At 58.5% G+C, this 16,060-nt stretch carries 13 protein-coding genes; 7 read left to right on the top strand and 6 right to left on the bottom strand.

Features of this window, described 5'->3' with window-relative positions; genetic code table 11:
• Positions 1-2: 2 nt before the first annotated feature.
• From ACUVSA_RS11815 to ACUVSA_RS11795, 5 genes are all read right to left on the bottom strand, one after another.
• A complete protein-coding gene (locus ACUVSA_RS11815) occupies positions 3-218 on the bottom strand; it encodes a biotin/lipoyl-containing protein (RefSeq protein ID WP_445891845.1) in 216 nt (71 codons plus the stop codon).
• Positions 219-613: 395 nt separating this feature from the next.
• Positions 614-1,699: a sodium ion-translocating decarboxylase subunit beta gene (locus ACUVSA_RS11810; protein ID WP_445891857.1), complete on the bottom strand. Its 1,086-nt coding sequence runs from the start codon at positions 1,697-1,699 to the stop codon at positions 614-616.
• Between the two features lie 29 nt (positions 1,700-1,728).
• Positions 1,729-1,857: a hypothetical protein gene (locus ACUVSA_RS11805; protein ID WP_445894965.1), complete on the bottom strand. Its 129-nt coding sequence runs from the start codon at positions 1,855-1,857 to the stop codon at positions 1,729-1,731.
• Positions 1,858-1,863: 6 nt separating this feature from the next.
• Positions 1,864-3,066, bottom strand: a complete 1,203-nt coding sequence (locus tag ACUVSA_RS11800; RefSeq protein ID WP_445894964.1) for a CaiB/BaiF CoA transferase family protein — start codon at positions 3,064-3,066, stop codon at positions 1,864-1,866.
• Positions 3,067-3,114: 48 nt separating this feature from the next.
• Positions 3,115-3,903 (bottom strand): IclR family transcriptional regulator, encoded by a 789-nt coding sequence (locus ACUVSA_RS11795; RefSeq protein WP_445894963.1) that lies wholly within the window; start codon positions 3,901-3,903, stop codon positions 3,115-3,117.
• A gap of 333 nt (positions 3,904-4,236) precedes the next feature.
• Here ACUVSA_RS11795 and secA point away from each other — a divergent pair, with 333 nt between their 5' ends.
• Genes secA through bcp form a run of 3 tightly spaced genes read left to right on the top strand, consistent with a single transcriptional unit; the run spans position 4,237 to position 8,508 of the window.
• Positions 4,237-6,759, top strand: a complete 2,523-nt coding sequence (secA, locus tag ACUVSA_RS11790; protein WP_445894962.1) for a preprotein translocase subunit SecA — start codon at positions 4,237-4,239, stop codon at positions 6,757-6,759.
• An 11-nt stretch (positions 6,760-6,770) separates the two neighbouring features.
• Entirely contained in the window at positions 6,771-8,006 is a 1,236-nt protein-coding gene (gene argJ / locus ACUVSA_RS11785; RefSeq protein ID WP_445894961.1) for a bifunctional glutamate N-acetyltransferase/amino-acid acetyltransferase ArgJ, read from the top strand.
• Positions 8,007-8,019: 13 nt separating this feature from the next.
• Complete coding sequence (gene bcp, locus ACUVSA_RS11780; RefSeq protein WP_445894960.1) at positions 8,020-8,508, top strand: thioredoxin-dependent thiol peroxidase; 489 nt, start codon at positions 8,020-8,022, stop codon at positions 8,506-8,508.
• A 309-nt stretch (positions 8,509-8,817) separates the two neighbouring features.
• Here bcp and glgP read toward each other — a convergent pair whose 3' ends face one another.
• On the bottom strand, positions 8,818-10,434 hold the full coding sequence (gene glgP, locus ACUVSA_RS11775; protein ID WP_445894959.1) for an alpha-glucan family phosphorylase: 1,617 nt from the start codon (positions 10,432-10,434) through the stop codon (positions 8,818-8,820).
• Positions 10,435-10,744: 310 nt separating this feature from the next.
• Here glgP and ACUVSA_RS11770 point away from each other — a divergent pair, with 310 nt between their 5' ends.
• The 4 genes from ACUVSA_RS11770 to ACUVSA_RS11755 form a co-directional block, all read left to right on the top strand.
• Complete coding sequence (locus ACUVSA_RS11770) at positions 10,745-13,348, top strand: molybdopterin-dependent oxidoreductase (RefSeq protein WP_445894958.1); 2,604 nt, start codon at positions 10,745-10,747, stop codon at positions 13,346-13,348.
• 2 nt (positions 13,349-13,350) lie between these two features.
• The gene (locus ACUVSA_RS11765) at positions 13,351-14,196 is read left to right on the top strand and encodes a sulfide/dihydroorotate dehydrogenase-like FAD/NAD-binding protein (RefSeq protein WP_445894957.1); all 846 of its coding nucleotides are present in this window, start codon (positions 13,351-13,353) and stop codon (positions 14,194-14,196) included.
• A 71-nt stretch (positions 14,197-14,267) separates the two neighbouring features.
• On the top strand, positions 14,268-15,749 hold the full coding sequence (gene gltA / locus ACUVSA_RS11760; RefSeq protein WP_445894956.1) for an NADPH-dependent glutamate synthase: 1,482 nt from the start codon (positions 14,268-14,270) through the stop codon (positions 15,747-15,749).
• 22 nt (positions 15,750-15,771) lie between these two features.
• Positions 15,772-16,060: FAD-dependent oxidoreductase (locus ACUVSA_RS11755; RefSeq protein WP_445894955.1), on the top strand; the 289-nt coding region annotated here is incomplete at its 3' end.

The following is a 16,060-nucleotide window of genomic DNA, read 5'->3' as shown; positions in this document are numbered from 1 at the left end:
GCCTATTCGATGACCATCAAAACGTCGTCTTCTTCCACACGGTCGCCTTCAGCGACTTTGATCTCCTTGACGACGCCGCCGCACGGCGCATGCACGGAAGTCTCCAGTTTCATGGATTCCATCACTAACACCTCGTCGTCCTCCTGCACCGCATCGCCGGGTTTGACTTTGATTTTTAAAATTTTGCCCACCATCGGGGCCAAGACGTCTTCTGCCATGGGAATTCCTCCTTGTGGTTCGTGAAATTGACAAAGCCTCGACTTTTCATCAAGCGTGGATCTTTTTTTGAACAGCCTACCGAAAAACCGATCTGTGGCGGCGGCGCCCGTGGTGAAGCAGCCTCATGGCTTGCGGTCTTTCCACAACCACGGGTCCTGCTCCGGCCATTTCGCGCCCATAATCACAGCGCGACCCAACGGTCCCAGCCGTCAAACGGGCCCATGCCCTTCTGGCCCTCGAAAAGCATCATCGAAGGCCGTCCCACATTGGTTGGGGCACCTCCTTGTGCTGTGAGGCTGTAAGGGCGCCGCAAGCCACCATACGTTATCGCGCCTTGCGTCGCTCCCACAAAAGGTGTGCTCAGACAAGCCCTTGGAACACCTTTTCCCTTCGCTCACTGCAGCATCGAAAGAAACACACCCGCCGCCAAAATGGTCCCGATGACACCGGCGATGTTCGGCCCCATGGCGAACATGAGCAGGTAATTCTTCTTGTTGGCTTCACTGCCCACCTGGTGCACCACTCGAGCGGCCATGGGCACGGCGGACACGCCCGCGGCGCCGATCAAAGGATTAATCTTGTCCTTGAGAAACAGATTCATGAACTTGGCAAAGAGCACCCCGGACGCCGTGCTTACCGCAAAAGCCACCAAGCCGAGCAGGAAGATAAAGATGACCTTGGGCTGCAAGAAAGTGGCGGCATTCATGGTGGCACCCACGGATAAGCCGAGAAAGATAGTGACGATGTTCATGAGCTCATTTTGGGCGGCTCCGGCCAGGCGTTCCACCACGCCGGATTCACGAAAGAGGTTCCCCAGCATGAACATGACCATAAGCGGCGCCGAAGCGGGCATCACCAGGACGGTGACCAGAGTGGCCGCGATAGGAAAAAGGATCCGCTCCAGCTTGGGCACCTTGCGGGATTTTTTCATAACCATGGCCCGCTCCGCGGGCGTCGTCAGGAGTTTCATCACCGGCGGCTGAATGATGGGCACCAAGGCCATGTAGGAATAAGCGGCCACGGCACAACTGCCCAGCATGTGCGGCGCGAGCCGAGTAGCGAGATAAATGGTGGTGGGGCCGTCGGCACCGCCGATGATCCCGGTGGTGGCCGCTTCCGGTAAAGTCATGCCCAAAAGCCGGGCAACATAGAAAGTCACATAGACCCCCACCTGAGCGCCGGCTCCTAGAAAGATCAGGGAGGGCCGCGCCAGCAAAGGACCAAAGTCCGTCATGGCCCCCAAGCCGAGGAAAATGACCGGAGGAATGACTTCCCACTGCAATCCGTAATGATAAAACCGCCACAAAAGCCCTTCGCCCGGCTCCATCAAACCCGTCAAGGGGAGATTGGCCACCAGAATGCCGAAACCGATGGGCAGAAGCAACAAGGGTTCAAATTGCTTGGCGATAGCCAAGTACACCAGCACACCGGCCACCACCCACATGAAAACCATGCCGGGGGTAACAGCCAGCAGGCCCATTTGAGTCAACAAATTCAGAGAGCCTCCGTTCACGACTGGTCCTCCTTGGCCGTGCGAGCCACCAACCACGCCAAGAGGTGCATGGCCCCGTAGAGGAGACTTATGCCCAGAAAAACCCCCACTACTCCATTAGCAAAAATGATCAGCGCCTCACCCATGGCCCGTCACACCACCCCCTGTTCCCTCAATCGACGAATCTCTTCCTCCGAATATCCCAAAACGTGGCGCAGCACCTCATCGGTGTGTTCGCCCAAAAGGGGCGGATGCCTGTCGATGACGCAGGGCGTGTCCGAAAACTTCATGGGACTCGCCACCAGCTTCACGGATCCGGCCGTTGGATGCGGCACCTCCGCCACCATGTTTCGAGCCTGCACTTGAGGATTGGAAAAGACCCGGTCCAAAGTGTTAATGGGTCCACAGGGAATTTTCAGCCGATCCAGAGCCTCCAGCCACTCGTCACCGGTTTTTTGCAGCATGGCTTGCGCCACAAAGGGTATGAGCTCCTTGCGGTGAATGACCCGCTGAGGGTTAGTGGCAAAACGTGGGTCATCCGCCAACGATTCCAGGCCGGCCAGGCGGCAAAAATCCTGCCACTGCCGGTCGTTACCCACCGCCAGGGCAATATAGGTCCCGTCCTTGCACTGGAACGGTTCGTAAGGCACGATGTTCGGGTGAGCGTTCCCGTAGCGCTTGGGGGTTTCTCCGGAAATCAGATAGTTGCTGCCGACATTGGCGAGCCAGGCCACCACGGCGTCCAAAAGGGCCACATCGATGTATTGGCCGCGGCCGGTAAGGGTTCTGTAGTAGAGGGCCGCCAGAATGGCACTGCAGGCAAAGAGCCCGGCCGTGATGTCCACGATAGCCACGCCCACTTTCATGGGAGGACCGTCAGGGTCCCCGGTGATGCTCATGATACCGCCCATGCCCTGTATCGTAAAATCGTAGCCGGGCTTGTCCTTGTAGGGACCATTCTGGCCGAAACCCGTAATGGAACAGTAGATCAACCCAGGATTGAGGGTTTTCAAATCTTCATAACCTAAGCCCATTTTGGCCAGGGTCCCCACCTTGTAATTTTCAATGAGAATGTCACTTTGCGAGGCCAGAGCACGAATGATGCGCCGACCCTCTTCCTTTTTTAAATCGACAGTGATGCTGCGCTTGTTACGATTGACACACAGGTAATAAGCGGCTTCCCCGCCCGCTTCCGGCGGCCCCCACTGGCGGGTGTCGTCCCCGGCGCCGGGACGTTCCACCTTAATCACATCCGCCCCCATGTCTCCCAGCATCATGGAACAATAAGGCCCAGCAAGGACCCTCGACAAATCCAACGCCTTGATACCGCTTAACGGCCCGGCTTGCTCCTTCATGCGCCCTCCTTTTTTCATGTCCACCGTCTTTGTCACCGCACACCACGCTCACGGCATCGTGGGATAAGCTCCGCGCCAGCCCATGCGTCGAGAAAGTTCCCCTCCGGCCTTCAACAGCTGCTCAAGACACCGGTTCTTGTGCTCCGAATCCGTGAATCGCAGTTCCGGCAGCGCCAGGCTGAGTGCCGCAAGCACGTGGCCGTTATGGGAAAAGATGGGAACACTTAAAGACCCCAGTCCCAAGGTGCGCTCTGCCAGGCTTTCCGCCCATCCGCGACGGCGGATCGCTGCGATGTCGGCCCAGAGCTCTTCCGGATCCACCTTGGTGTTGGCCGTCAAAGGAGTCAGACGAACCTCGGCCAAGTAACCCTCCACGAACGCCTTGGGAGCGAAAGCCAAAAGGCATTTGGAGGAAGCTCCGGCATAGAGCGGTGAACGGTTTCCCACGGGCATGCCGGCTTTGAGAGACTGGGTGGATTCCACACTGTCCACGCAGAGCCTCTCGCGCCCGTCCAGCACATTGAGATGCACCGTCTCCCCCGTTTCCAAAGCCAGCCGGCGCATGACGGGCCCCGCTTCCTGCACAATGGCGTGCTGGCTCTGCAACACTTCCAGGAACCGGTAGTAGATGGGACCCAGCCGGTACTGTTGGGTCTGCGGATCCTGGTCGATGAAGTGATACGCCTTCAAGGTCTGCAACACCCTCTGAATCGTTGCCGGGCTGAACCCCAAATGGGCAGCCAGTTCCCGCACACCCCAGTGAGGCCGATCCACTTGGAAAGCCAAGAGGACCTGCAACGCTTTTTCAATGGCGTTGGGTTGTCCCTCTCGTTTCATAATACACAACACCGTTTTTTAAGAAACCGTTACCAGACCCCTCACCGGCTTGTCAAGCCTTTGGTGCGCGGGTGCTCAAGAGCTCGTCCAAGGCGGCGTGTCGCCATAGTGGGCGGTCTCATGGCGCAACCCGATGCGCACGGCGCGCCAGGGTGTCACCGCAAAGGCGCAGAAGATCCAGAGCTATTCTGAGCGCCGCCTCTGCGCACTCAGGGTCTCTGCCGTGAGTTTCCCCGGGATCCCCGCGTTGAATTTCCTGAACTTGTGCGTTATAGAACCGAGGCGGCGCCCCCCGAAGGCCGCCATGGACATCACACAGGGAGTCAACACACCATGATCGGTGCCTTGTTAAAGAAGGTTTTTGGCACGCATAATGAGCGCAACATCAAACGCATCGCCCCCTTGGTGGATGCCGTCACGCAATGGGAACCGTCCCTGAGAAAGCTTAGCGACCAAGCGTTGCAGGCCAAGACCGTGGAATTTCGCGAGCGGGTCTCGCGCGGTGAACCCTTGGATGATCTTTTGCCCGAAGCCTTTGCCGTGGCCCGTGAAGCCGCCACGCGAACCCTGGGCATGCGCCCCTTTGATGTGCAAGTCATTGGCGGCATCGTTTTGCATCAAGGCAAGATTGCCGAAATGAAAACGGGCGAAGGCAAGACGCTGGTGGCCGTCCTGCCGGTCTATCTTAACGCCCTGACCGGTCGCGGCGTCCATGTCGTGACGGTCAACGACTATCTGGCCAAGCGCGACAGTGAATGGATGGGCGCGGTATACAGGTTCCTGGGGCTTTCCGTAGGCTGTATCGTGCACGGCTTGGACGACAGGGAACGCAAAACCGCTTACGACTGTGATGTGACCTATGGCACCAACAACGAGTTCGGTTTCGATTACCTCAGGGACAATATGAAATTCCGCCTGGAAGACATGGTGCAGCGGGAACTCAACTATGCCATCGTGGACGAAGTGGACAGCATACTTATCGACGAGGCGAGAACCCCGCTGATTATTTCCGGACCGGCCGAAAAATCCACCCAGCTCTACGTGCGGGTCAACCGCATTATCCCGCACCTCAAGCCCGAAGTACACTACACGAAGGAAGAAAAAAGCCGCACCGTGACCCTGACCGAAGAGGGTGTCGCCGCCGCCGAATCCCTGCTCGGCGTGGAAAACCTCTATGATCCTCGAAATATGGATCTTCTCCACCACGTGCAGCAAGCTCTGCGGGCTCACACCCTCTTCCAGAAAGATGTGGACTACATCGTCAAGGACGGCAAGGTCATCATCGTCGACGAATTCACCGGGCGGCTCATGCCCGGTCGGCGCTACAGCGACGGGCTCCATCAAGCCCTGGAAGCGAAGGAAGGCGTACGGGTGGAAAACGAAAATCAAACCTTGGCTTCCATCACTTTTCAGAATTATTTTCGCATGTACAAAAAATTGGCCGGCATGACCGGAACAGCCGATACGGAAGCCGAAGAATTTGCCAAGATCTACAATCTGGAAGTCGTCATTATTCCCACCCACAAGCCCATGATCCGCACTGACCACCCCGACTGCATTTACCGCACCGAACGGGAAAAATTTCAGGCGGTCGTCCAGGAAATCAAGGAACTCCACGCCCAAGGCCGCCCTGTGCTGGTGGGCACGGTGAGCATCGACAAATCGGAAATGCTCAGCCGCATGCTCAAGCGCGAAGGCATCCCTCACCAGGTGCTCAACGCCAAGCACCACGAAAAGGAAGCGGAAATCGTCGCCAAGGCTGGCCAAAAGGGCGCTGTGACCATCTCCACCAACATGGCCGGACGCGGCACAGACATTGTGCTGGGACCAGGGGTAGCGGAGCTGGGAGGGTTGCACATTTTGGGAACGGAACGCCACGAAGCCCGGCGCATCGACAATCAGTTGCGCGGCCGCGCAGGCCGACAAGGCGACCCTGGCTCTTCACGCTTCTACCTCAGCCTGGAAGACGACCTTATGCGCATCTTCGCCGCGGACCGCATTTCGGGTTTGATGCAGCGCATCGGCATGGAAGAGGGCGAGCCCATTGAGCATCGGTTGGTCTCACGCGCCATCGAAAACGCTCAAAAACGCGTGGAAGCCCACAATTTTAGTATTCGTAAGCACCTTTTGGAGTACGACGACGTCATGAACCAGCAGCGGGAGCTGATCTATCGCCAACGCCGGGAAGCCCTGAAAGGCGGAAACCTCAAGCCCGCGATCATGGACATGGCCGAAGAGCTTCTTCTGGACATCATTGCATCCACGACGGACGAGAAATCCTATGCTGAAGACTGGAACCTTGAGGCCCTGCAGAGGGAGGTGCAACGTCTGTTCGGTTCGGGGCTGGTACCGTCGGCCGCCGAATTATCCGACATGAGGCCTGAAGACCTGAAGGCACTCCTCTGGCAGCGGGTCCAAGAACGCTACGACGCCAGGGAAAAAGAACTCGGCGAAAACCTCACGCGGGATCTGGAAAACTACGTGCTCCTTCAGACCCTCGACAGCCTGTGGAAAGACCATCTGCTCAACATGGACCACCTGAAGGAAGGCATCGGGCTTCGAGGCTACGCTCAGCAGGATCCTCTGGTGGCCTACAAGCGAGAGGCCCATGCTTTGTTCGATGACATGATTCATCGACTCAAGGAAGAAACAGTGCGCGTTTTGTTCCACGTGCAGGTTCGTCAAGAAGAAAAGGTCCAGCAGCTTCCCCAGGAACAGGAAAACCAACCCATGTACTACGGTCCGGCCGACGGCCCACGGCCCCCGCAAACCGTCAAGAAGGATAAGAAGGTGGGCCGCAATGATCCGTGTCCTTGCGGAAGCGGCAAGAAATACAAAAAGTGCTGCGGAAAGTGAGGCGAAAGCCCATGCATCAAGAGCCCAGTGCGGGAACGGTGCAGCGGGGAAATTTTCACGTGCCGGGATTTCGCGTGGCTGCGGCCATGAGCGGCATGCGCTACAAGAATCGACCGGATTGCGCTCTGATCGTCAGCGACGCTCCGGCCGCGGCGGCCGGCGTTTTCACACGCAATCGATTCTGTGCCGCACCCGTGGTGCTGTGCAAGGAACACTTGGAGACGGGCCGGGGTCGTGCTCGCGCGGTCCTCATCAATGCGGGCATAGCCAATGCGTGCACGGGAGAAGAAGGGCTGCGGCGGGCACGTCTCAGCGCTGCGCGTCTCGCCTCCTTGTTGGATATAGATCCCCTGGAAGTGCTTGTGGCGTCCACGGGTGTCATCGGCCCTCAGTTGCGCCTGGAACCCCTCAACGAAGCCCTGCCTCAGCTCATCGCCTCGCTGCAGCCTGAAAGGTGGCTGGACGCCGCCAAGGCCATCATGACCACGGACACGGTGCCGAAGACCGCTTGGGCCCGCACACAGCTGGCCGGCACGCTTATCACCTGCGGCGGCATCGCCAAAGGATCCGGCATGATTTCACCCGACATGGCCACCATGCTCGCCTTTGTGACCACGGACGCGGCCCTCGCCCCCAACGTTCTCCGCCACTGGCTCATGGAATCCGTCAACCGTTCCTTTAACCGCATCACCGTGGACGGGGACACCAGCACCAACGACACAGTTTTGGTTCTGGCGGGCGGTACGGCTGGGCATGCCGTCATCACCGATCCCTCGAGCCCGGAAGCCAAAGCTTTTGGCGCCCTCCTCACTCAGGTGTGCGTAGATCTTGCTCAACAAATTGTTCGAGACGGCGAAGGGGCCACCAAATTTGTGGCCGTGACGGTATGCGGCGCCATGAGTCGAGAGCGGGCTCTGACCGTCGCACGCACCGTGGCCAATTCCCCTTTGGTGAAAACCGCTCTTTTTGGTCAGGACGCCAACTGGGGTCGCGTGGTGGCCGCAGCCGGTCGCTCCGGCGTCGACTTTGACCCCGACCGGGTGAGCCTTCATTTTGAAGACGTGTGCATCTTTCGCAACGGTCAGCCCGTGCAGGACGAAGCCCTCGAAGCCAAGGCCTCAGCCGTGCTTCGACAAAAGGACATTTGCATGACCTTGGATTTGGGGGAAGGCAGCGAGTCGGAGACGGTCTATACGTGCGATTTCTCATATGATTACGTGAAGATCAACGCCGATTATCGTTCGTGAAAGGAGCCCGCCCATGAGTGCCTCGTTTAAGCCCGCCGCGCTGACCCCTGGAGATGCAGTGCCGTCCTTTTCCCTTCTCGACCAAGACGGCAACGTGGTTCGACCGGAAGACTTCGCCGGATCAAAACTATTCATTTTCTTTTATCCCCGAGCGAATACGGGCGGATGTACCGCCCAGGCCGTCGCCGTTCAGGAAATCTTGCCGCAGCTTAACGCCCTTGGGGTCAAGGTGCTCGGCATCAGCCCTGATTCCCCCACGGCGCAGAAACGCTTCGCCGAAAAACACGGGCTGCGGTTTCCTCTGCTTTCCGATGCGGATCACATGGTGGCCGAAACCTTCGGTGTATGGGGAGAAAAACAGGTTCGAGGAAAAAGCGTCCAAGGCATCGTGCGTTCCGGCTTTCTCTTTGATGCGGCGGGAATTTTGCAAAAGGCCTGGTCCCCCGTCTCGCCGAAGGACACAGTGCCGAAGCTGATGGAAGCTCTGAAAGCCGCGCCGTAATGGAGGAGCGTTCGTCCCGAGGGACAACCCAGGGAAAGGCTGGGATACGGCCGAGTTGTCACGCGCCAGCGAAGGAACACCCTCTCGGCCGTCCGAAAACCTCTGGACATTGAGAGCGCGCTCCCTTTGCATCCACGGCGTGCCTCGATCAACGAGGCGACGGCCTCTCGGCCGTCCAAAAGTGAGCGGAAGGCGCTTGAGTTTTTGCCCTCCAGGAGGGTGCCGACCGCCAGACCCCATTGTGCCCCCGCGGGGCTGAGACACCATACAGCCAACGATGACGTCAAAATGTTCTGCATCCGTTGACCGTCACAGATAGTACTTGTGCAAATAGTCCAATACCATGCGATGGGTGTTGAACACAGGGCAGACGTCGGCTATGGAGTTTTTCATAATCTGCACCCAGTGCTTTGGATTGGCATAGTATGTGGTCACCATGTCGTCGATATCCCGGTAAAGATCGGCGGCGGCTTCCTCGTCGCTTTGGTCCTCATCATCTCCGACCGCCCAGCCGTTGACGCGATCCCGACAGGCTTCCCGCCACCAGCCGTCCAGCACGCTCATGTTGACCCCGCCGTTAAAGCAGACCTTCATGCCGCTGGTGCCGCAGGCTTCTCGAGGGCGGCGCGGCGTGTTGAGCCACACGTCGGTGCCTTGGGTCATGAGGGCGCCGAGCCACATGTTGTAGTTGGGCACATAGACGATGCGAAGTTTTTCTTCGTATTTTTTGGCCATGTGGACGATTTCCTTGATGAGTTCCTTGCCTGCGCCGTCCTGGGGATGCGCCTTGCCGGCAAAGATGTATTGAACACGGTCAAAGGAAAGGTTCACCAAGTATTCCAGGTCGGTCAGGATCAAGGTGGCGCGCTTGTAGGAAGCCGCACGGCGCGCAAACCCCACGGTGAGAAACTGCTCACTGAAGCCGGCGCCGGAAATGGCGTTGATGTAACTGATAAGGCGCTTTTTGGCCGCTTTTTTGGCTTCACGCACGGCCTCGTCGGGAATGTCTCGCGCCTTGGCCAGGTGCTGCGGCTGTTCGCGCCATCCCGGGCAATATTGGTCGTAGAGCGCCTGAAACTCCGGCCCAGTCCACGTCAAATGGTGCACCCCGTTGGTGATGTGGCCGATGTCAAAACCGGGAAACATCTCCCGAGACACCTCGCCGTGCAGTTCGCTCACCCCGTTGCTGGCGCGCGAAAGGTTCAGAGCCAGTATGGTGGTGTTGAGGGCCTCCTGTCCCGCCAGATCTCGAATGTTGGGAGGCAGATAGCCCTGAAGGACCGCTTGAGCCATGCCGTAATCGAAAATGTCATGGCCTGCGGGCACAGGTGTGTGTGTGGTAAAAACACACTTTTCCCGAACCCGCTCCACATTGCCGCCGACATCCTTGAGCAAGGCCAGGGTGAGAAAAACGGCATGGCCTTCGTTCATGTGGTACGTGGTGATGCCGGGTTCAAGTTTTTTCAGGACCATGTAGCCGCCGATGCCCAGGACCGCTTCCTGACAGATGCGCGTATGCCTGTCACCGCCATACAAATAATGGGTGATCGTTCGGTCTTCGGGGCGGTTCATGGGCAGGTCCGTATCCAGAAAGTACACGGGAACTCGGCCCTTTTGGCTCACTTGATGGTACTTCCACACCCCCACGTGCACATCGCGTCCTTCAATGGGCACCGTCACCTTGAAGGGCAAGGGTTCCATAAAGGCTCGAGGATCGAAGTAGGGGTACAGTTCTTCCTGTTGCCCCAGTGCATTGATCTGCTGAATGAAATAACCCCTTTTGTACAGCAGGGTCACGGCCACCAAAGGAATGTTGAGATCCGCCGAGGACTTGATATGATCCCCGGCCAAAATGCCAAGCCCGCCGCTGTAGGTGGGAATGTGTTCACTGAGGCCCACTTCCATGCTGAAATACGCGATCTTCATCCGCGCCTCCATCGTCCTTATCCGCAGCCAAGCCCCCCTGAAGTGCCCCACATTCTTTTAACGAAGAAACGCCACGGACGCAAGCCACAAGGGGGCTTCCAAAAGGATGCGGTCCTTTGAACCAACCTATAAAACCATGAGGCAAGTGGTTGACGAGGATCCTTTCTCCCTTTAAGGTGAAAGCGCTCTAAAGCAGGGTGCGAAGGGTCCACGGACCGCGTGGCACTCGAATGTTTGGATTTTTTTGGCCCATAATGTGATTTTTTTCTCTTATGGCGCCGAAAACGGTGAAACGACAGAATCAGGGGTCATGATGAGCGACGTCGACGTTTGGATCAACGATCAGCAAGTTAAGGCAAAGGCGGGCCAGACGATCCTTCAAGCCGCGGATGAGGCCGGGATTTATATTCCTCGGTTGTGCTTTCACCCAGCCCTGGAACCCAGTGGATCGTGCCGTTTGTGCGTTGTGGAGATCGAAGGCCAGAGGGGGTTGCCGGCGGCCTGCACCACGCCGGTCACGGAAGGGCTGCGCGTGCAGACACAGACCTCCAAGGTCCTGGATTTTCGCCGGGAAATGTTGCAGCTGATCCTTAAAGATCATCCGCGACATTGCCTCGGGTGCCCCCGCAACGGCACCTGCGAACTGCAGCAGTTGGTGGCGGCCGTCGGGATTGATTTCCCCTACCCTGCGCCGGACGTTGTGCGGCCGGAGCCGCTTCCCGGAGGCCCGTATTTTGAGCGGGACTACAGTTTGTGTGTGCGCTGCGGGCGCTGTGTGCGGGTCTGCCACGAAGTGCGGGGAGCGCGCACCATCGTGTTTCGGGAATCCAAGGACGGCCGCCAATCTGTGGGCACTCCCTTTGGGAGGTCGTTGGAAGAATCGGGGTGTCAGTTTTGCGGAGCCTGCGTGGATGTGTGTCCTGTGGGAGCGCTTCGTGAAAATCTCTCGGATTTTCACAAAGAAACACGGCCTGCCATGGATGTCGTCTGCCAAGCCCTGACGGCCATTGTGACCGACCTTTACAAGAAAGAGCTGGAAACCCAATGGTCCACGGCCATCTGTCCCGTGTGCAGCGGCGGGTGCCGTCTTATGTTGGAAAAAACCGCCGATGAGACGGTCATTCAGGTCAAACCCAGCCAGGAGGGTCCCAGCAACAACGGCCAAGCCTGCGTCCAGGGGCGGTTTTTGCTCAAACGGTACCTGGCGCGTTCGGAACGGCTTCGACAGCCGGCCGTCAAGGAAGGAGGCTCATGGAAGAGTCTTCCTTGGGACGAAGCGCTGCAGCGTGCGGCCGAAAAATTTCGTTCCTACAGCCCTGACCAGATCGCCGTGCTCACTGACGGGCGCTTGACCAACGAGGAACTTCACGTTCTGAATCGGCTGGCTCGCGAATATTTCAAAACCGACAACGTGGGCCTAATGGCGCCGCCGGGTCTGGTCGCCTTTGAAAAGGCCGCCACGGAACTTTTGGGCACGGCGGGCGCCACCAACAGTCTGAAAGATCTGGCGGAAGCACCGGCCATCTTCGCCTTTGGCCTGAACCCGGCGGCTTCACAGCCCATCGCCGGCACGGCCATTCGGCAGGCCGTCCTCAAAGGCGCCAAACTGGTGGTGGCGAACCCCTACGATGTGGCCATTGCCCGTTACGCGCATGTGCATCTGCGCTATGTACCCGGATCCGAAACAGCTCTGGTTTTGGGCCTTGTGCGGACCATTTTGGACGAAAAAGGCGCCGACAAGACCATGGCCCCGGACCTGCTGGCCGCTCTCAGAGAACTCACTGGACCCTATGATGTGGAAACCGTGGCGCGGTGCACCGGCTTGGATCAGGAACAACTGGTGGAAGCCGGGTGTATGTTGGCGGCAAAAGACCCTCTGGCCGTTCTGGCAGGCTTGGGCGTCATTCAATCAAGTCATGTGGCCGATCTGACGCGCGCTCTGATCACTTTGGGTTTTGCCAAGGGCAGTTTCGGAAAACGCGGCGGTGGCTTCTGGCCCCTTTTTGGCACCAGCAACGTGCAGGGGGCTCGAGACCAAGGATGGACCACATCGGTCATGAACGCTTTGGCTTCAGGCCGCATTCGAGCCGCCTATGTCGTCGCCGAATCCTATGGCGATTTCTGCTGGGAACCCATGCTCAATTTCGCCGGTTCCCTGGACTTTCTGGTGGTTCAGGATGTGGTGCCGCCTCCTGAAGCCTTGGGAGCACACATGGTGCTGCCCTTGACCCCCCTTTTGGAAAAGGATGGATCCTTGACCAACGGTGAGCGGCGCGTCCAATGGACGGAAAAGGTTCTGATCACAGGCACGGGATCCCGAACGGTCATGGAAACGGCGGAAGCCTGGTCCCGGTGCTTCGGCGGAGCCCCCCTGGAAGCGGGGGACCCCGGCATGGTGCTCAAGTCCCTAGGGGCGCACCTCTCGGATTACGCGGGGATCGACCGCAGTCGGGCTCGATACGAAGCGGTGCAGGTGCCGTGTCCTACCTCGGACCATGAGGGAACGCCCGTCTTGTTTGCCGACGCTCCGCCGGTCTACAAGCCGTGGAGTCCCTCCGAGAAATCCAGACCCAAAGCCGCTGCGGAAACCTCTGAGGCGATGCCGCTGCGTGTTACGGCCAAGGAGGCTCTGTACCCGTCGTTTTTCGGCCCCCTTTTGGCGCCGGAATCGTGGGCGGTCATGGCCTGTGACGGCGAGATCGAAATGAACCCCACGGACGCCTATCGCTTGGAGTGTATGCCCGGAGACACGGTGGCGGTGGTCTTTGACGGCGGGGAAATTTCAGGGCGCCTGGCTCTGAACATCCATCTTCCCTTGAAGCTTGTGGCCGTGCCGGCGCAACGACTGCTCAGCGTTCTCGGCGGGACTTATGTTCCGGGCACAACGATGGCCGCAAAAGTGGAGAAGAGATAGCCATGTATTCCATCGTCGAACATGAAGTTTTGGCTCCCAGAGTGCACCGGCTGCGCGTGCAGGCGCCGGTGGTTGCGGAAAAGGCCAAGCCGGGCCAGTTTGTGATTCTCATTATCGACGAAAAGGGCGAACGAGTGCCCTTCACCATCAGCGATTGGGATTCCAAGGCCGGAACCGTGGATTTTGTCTTCATCGAAGTGGGCAAAACGACGCAGCAGTTGGCCACGCTGCAGGCCGGAGACCAGCTCTTGAGCTTTATCGGTCCCTTGGGGCGCCCTGCGGAAGTGGGCTCATACGGCCATGTGGTCTCGGTGCTCAGTGGTTACGGCATCGCCGCCATGGTGCCCATTCTCAAGGCATTAAAAGACCACGGCAACACCCTGACCACCATCGTGCAGGCACCGGATCGGGATCGCCTCTTTGGTCAAAAGCCCCTGGAAGAACTCAGCGACACCCTCATTTTGGCCGTGGGTACTCAAGGCGACGGCATGATCGAAAGCACCACGGCGGCCATGCGCAAGCTGCTTTATCAGCATCCCAAGCGCCGTATCGACCGTGTGATCGCCATGTGTTCCCTGTGCCTCATGCGCGTTCTTTCAGAAATGACACGCCCTTACGCCATCAAGACCATGGTGCACTTGACCCCGGTGATGGTGGACGGCACGGGCATGTGCGGCGCCTGCCGTTTGAGCGTGGGGCGCACCAACCGGTTCGCTTGTGTGCACGGCCCGGAATTTGACGGTCATGAAGTGGACGGCTGGGAAGTGCTCATGGCCCGTCGCTGCACTTATGCCGATGAAAGCATTTTGCAGCAGGGATTCCAATGTCGCGGATGTTCGCAGTGGTAGGCTTCGAGAATCCGTGGCACGGCTGTGTGCAGCGCCCGTTTGCATGGGCAGCATTTTAAGGAGATCAGGTAATGACGGAAGAAAAAGAAACCAAAGGCGCCCCGGCAAAGAAACAAAAAATCAATCTGAACCGGGTCGAGATGCCGAAACAGTCGGAACATGAGCGCCGTCACAACTTCGATGAGGTCGCTCTGGGATACACGTGGGAACTGGCCAAGGAAGAGGCTTCTCGCTGTATTCAGTGCAAAAAGAGGCCGTGTCAACAGGGCTGTCCGGTCAATATCGACATTCCGGATTTTATAGCGGCCCTGCAACGGGAGGACATCGAGGAGGCGGCCCGGGTTTTGAAACGCAAGACATCGCTGCCGGGCGTGTGCGGCCGTGTGTGTCCGCAAGAGTTGCAGTGCGAAAACGCGTGCACATTGAACAAAAAAGGCGCGCCTGTGGCGATCGGACGATTGGAACGATTCATCGCCGATTGGGAACGCACCCAAGGCACGCCCACCATGCCCGAAATGGCGCCGTCTTCGGGGAAAAAGGTGGCCGTGGTGGGATCCGGCCCTTCGGGCCTCACGGTGGCTTCCGACCTTGCCATTTTGGGGCATCGGGTCGTGTTGTTTGAAGCGCTGCACGTGGCCGGCGGCGTCCTCATGTACGGCATTCCTCAATTTCGTCTTCCCAAGGAAATCGTGCAGCGTGAAGTCCAATACGTGCAGTCCCTGGGTGTGGACCTTCGCCTGAACACGGTCATCGGCATCAACTACAGCCTCGATGAGCTGCTGCGCTCCGACTACGACGCCGTGTATCTCGCGCCCGGCGCGGGCTTGCCCAAGTTTCTCGGAGTTCCCGGCGAAAACCTGAATATGGTTTATTCCGCCAATGAATTCCTTACACGCACCAACCTGATGAAGGCCTACCGTTATCCGGAATACGCCACGCCCATTAAAATGGGCAAAAAGGTGGCGGTCATCGGCGGCGGCAACGTGGCCATGGATGCGGCCCGATGCGCCGTACGCTTGGGCGCCCAGGAGGTCTACGTCATTTACCGGCGCACGCGCGCGGAAATGCCCGCTCGACTGGAAGAGGTGGAAAACGCGGAAGAGGAAGGCATCCAATTCCATTTTCTTTGCAATCCCACGGCCTTCTTGAGTGACGGCCGAAACAATGTGGCCGCCATGGAACTCATTCGCATGAAGCTCACCGAGCCCGACGAGAGTGGTCGCCGCAGGCCGGTACCCATTCCCGGCAGCCAATACGTTTTGGATGTGGACACGGTGGTGGTTTCCCTGGGCACCTCCCCTAACCCCCTGATTCCGTCCACAACCCCGGACCTCAACGTCACCCGCTGGGGCACAGTGGTCATCGACGACAGGGGCCGCACATCCAAAGCGCGCGTGTGGGCTGGCGGCGACATCGTCTCCGGAGGCGCTACTGTCATCAGCGCCATGGGCGAAGGCCGCATCGCGGCGGCGTCCATGCATGAGTACTTGAGCAGCGGGCAAAAGAAAATCATTCTTCCCAGTCCCGCACAGGACGCAGACAAATCGGAATAAAAAGCAGCAGGGAGAAAAGATCATGACCAATGCGTCGCGACTCAGCCCTTCAAACCCCATTGGGTCCGTCATGGTGGTGGGCGGCGGCATCGCCGGTGTCCAGGCGGCTCTGGATCTTGCCGATTCGGGCTATTTTGTGCACTTGATTGAAAAGAGCTCAGCCATCGGTGGGGCCATGAGTATGCTGGATAAGACGTTCCCCACCAATGACTGCGCCATGTGAATTTTGTCGCCCAAACTGGTCGAGGTCGGCCGGCATCTGAACGTCCAACTGCTCACCCTTTCCGAAATCGTCAACGTCTCCGGATCCT

The organism is Desulfosoma sp., assembly GCF_052743555.1.
Note: the sequence above shows the minus strand (reverse complement) of the source record. Positions and strands in the feature narration are given on the sequence as shown.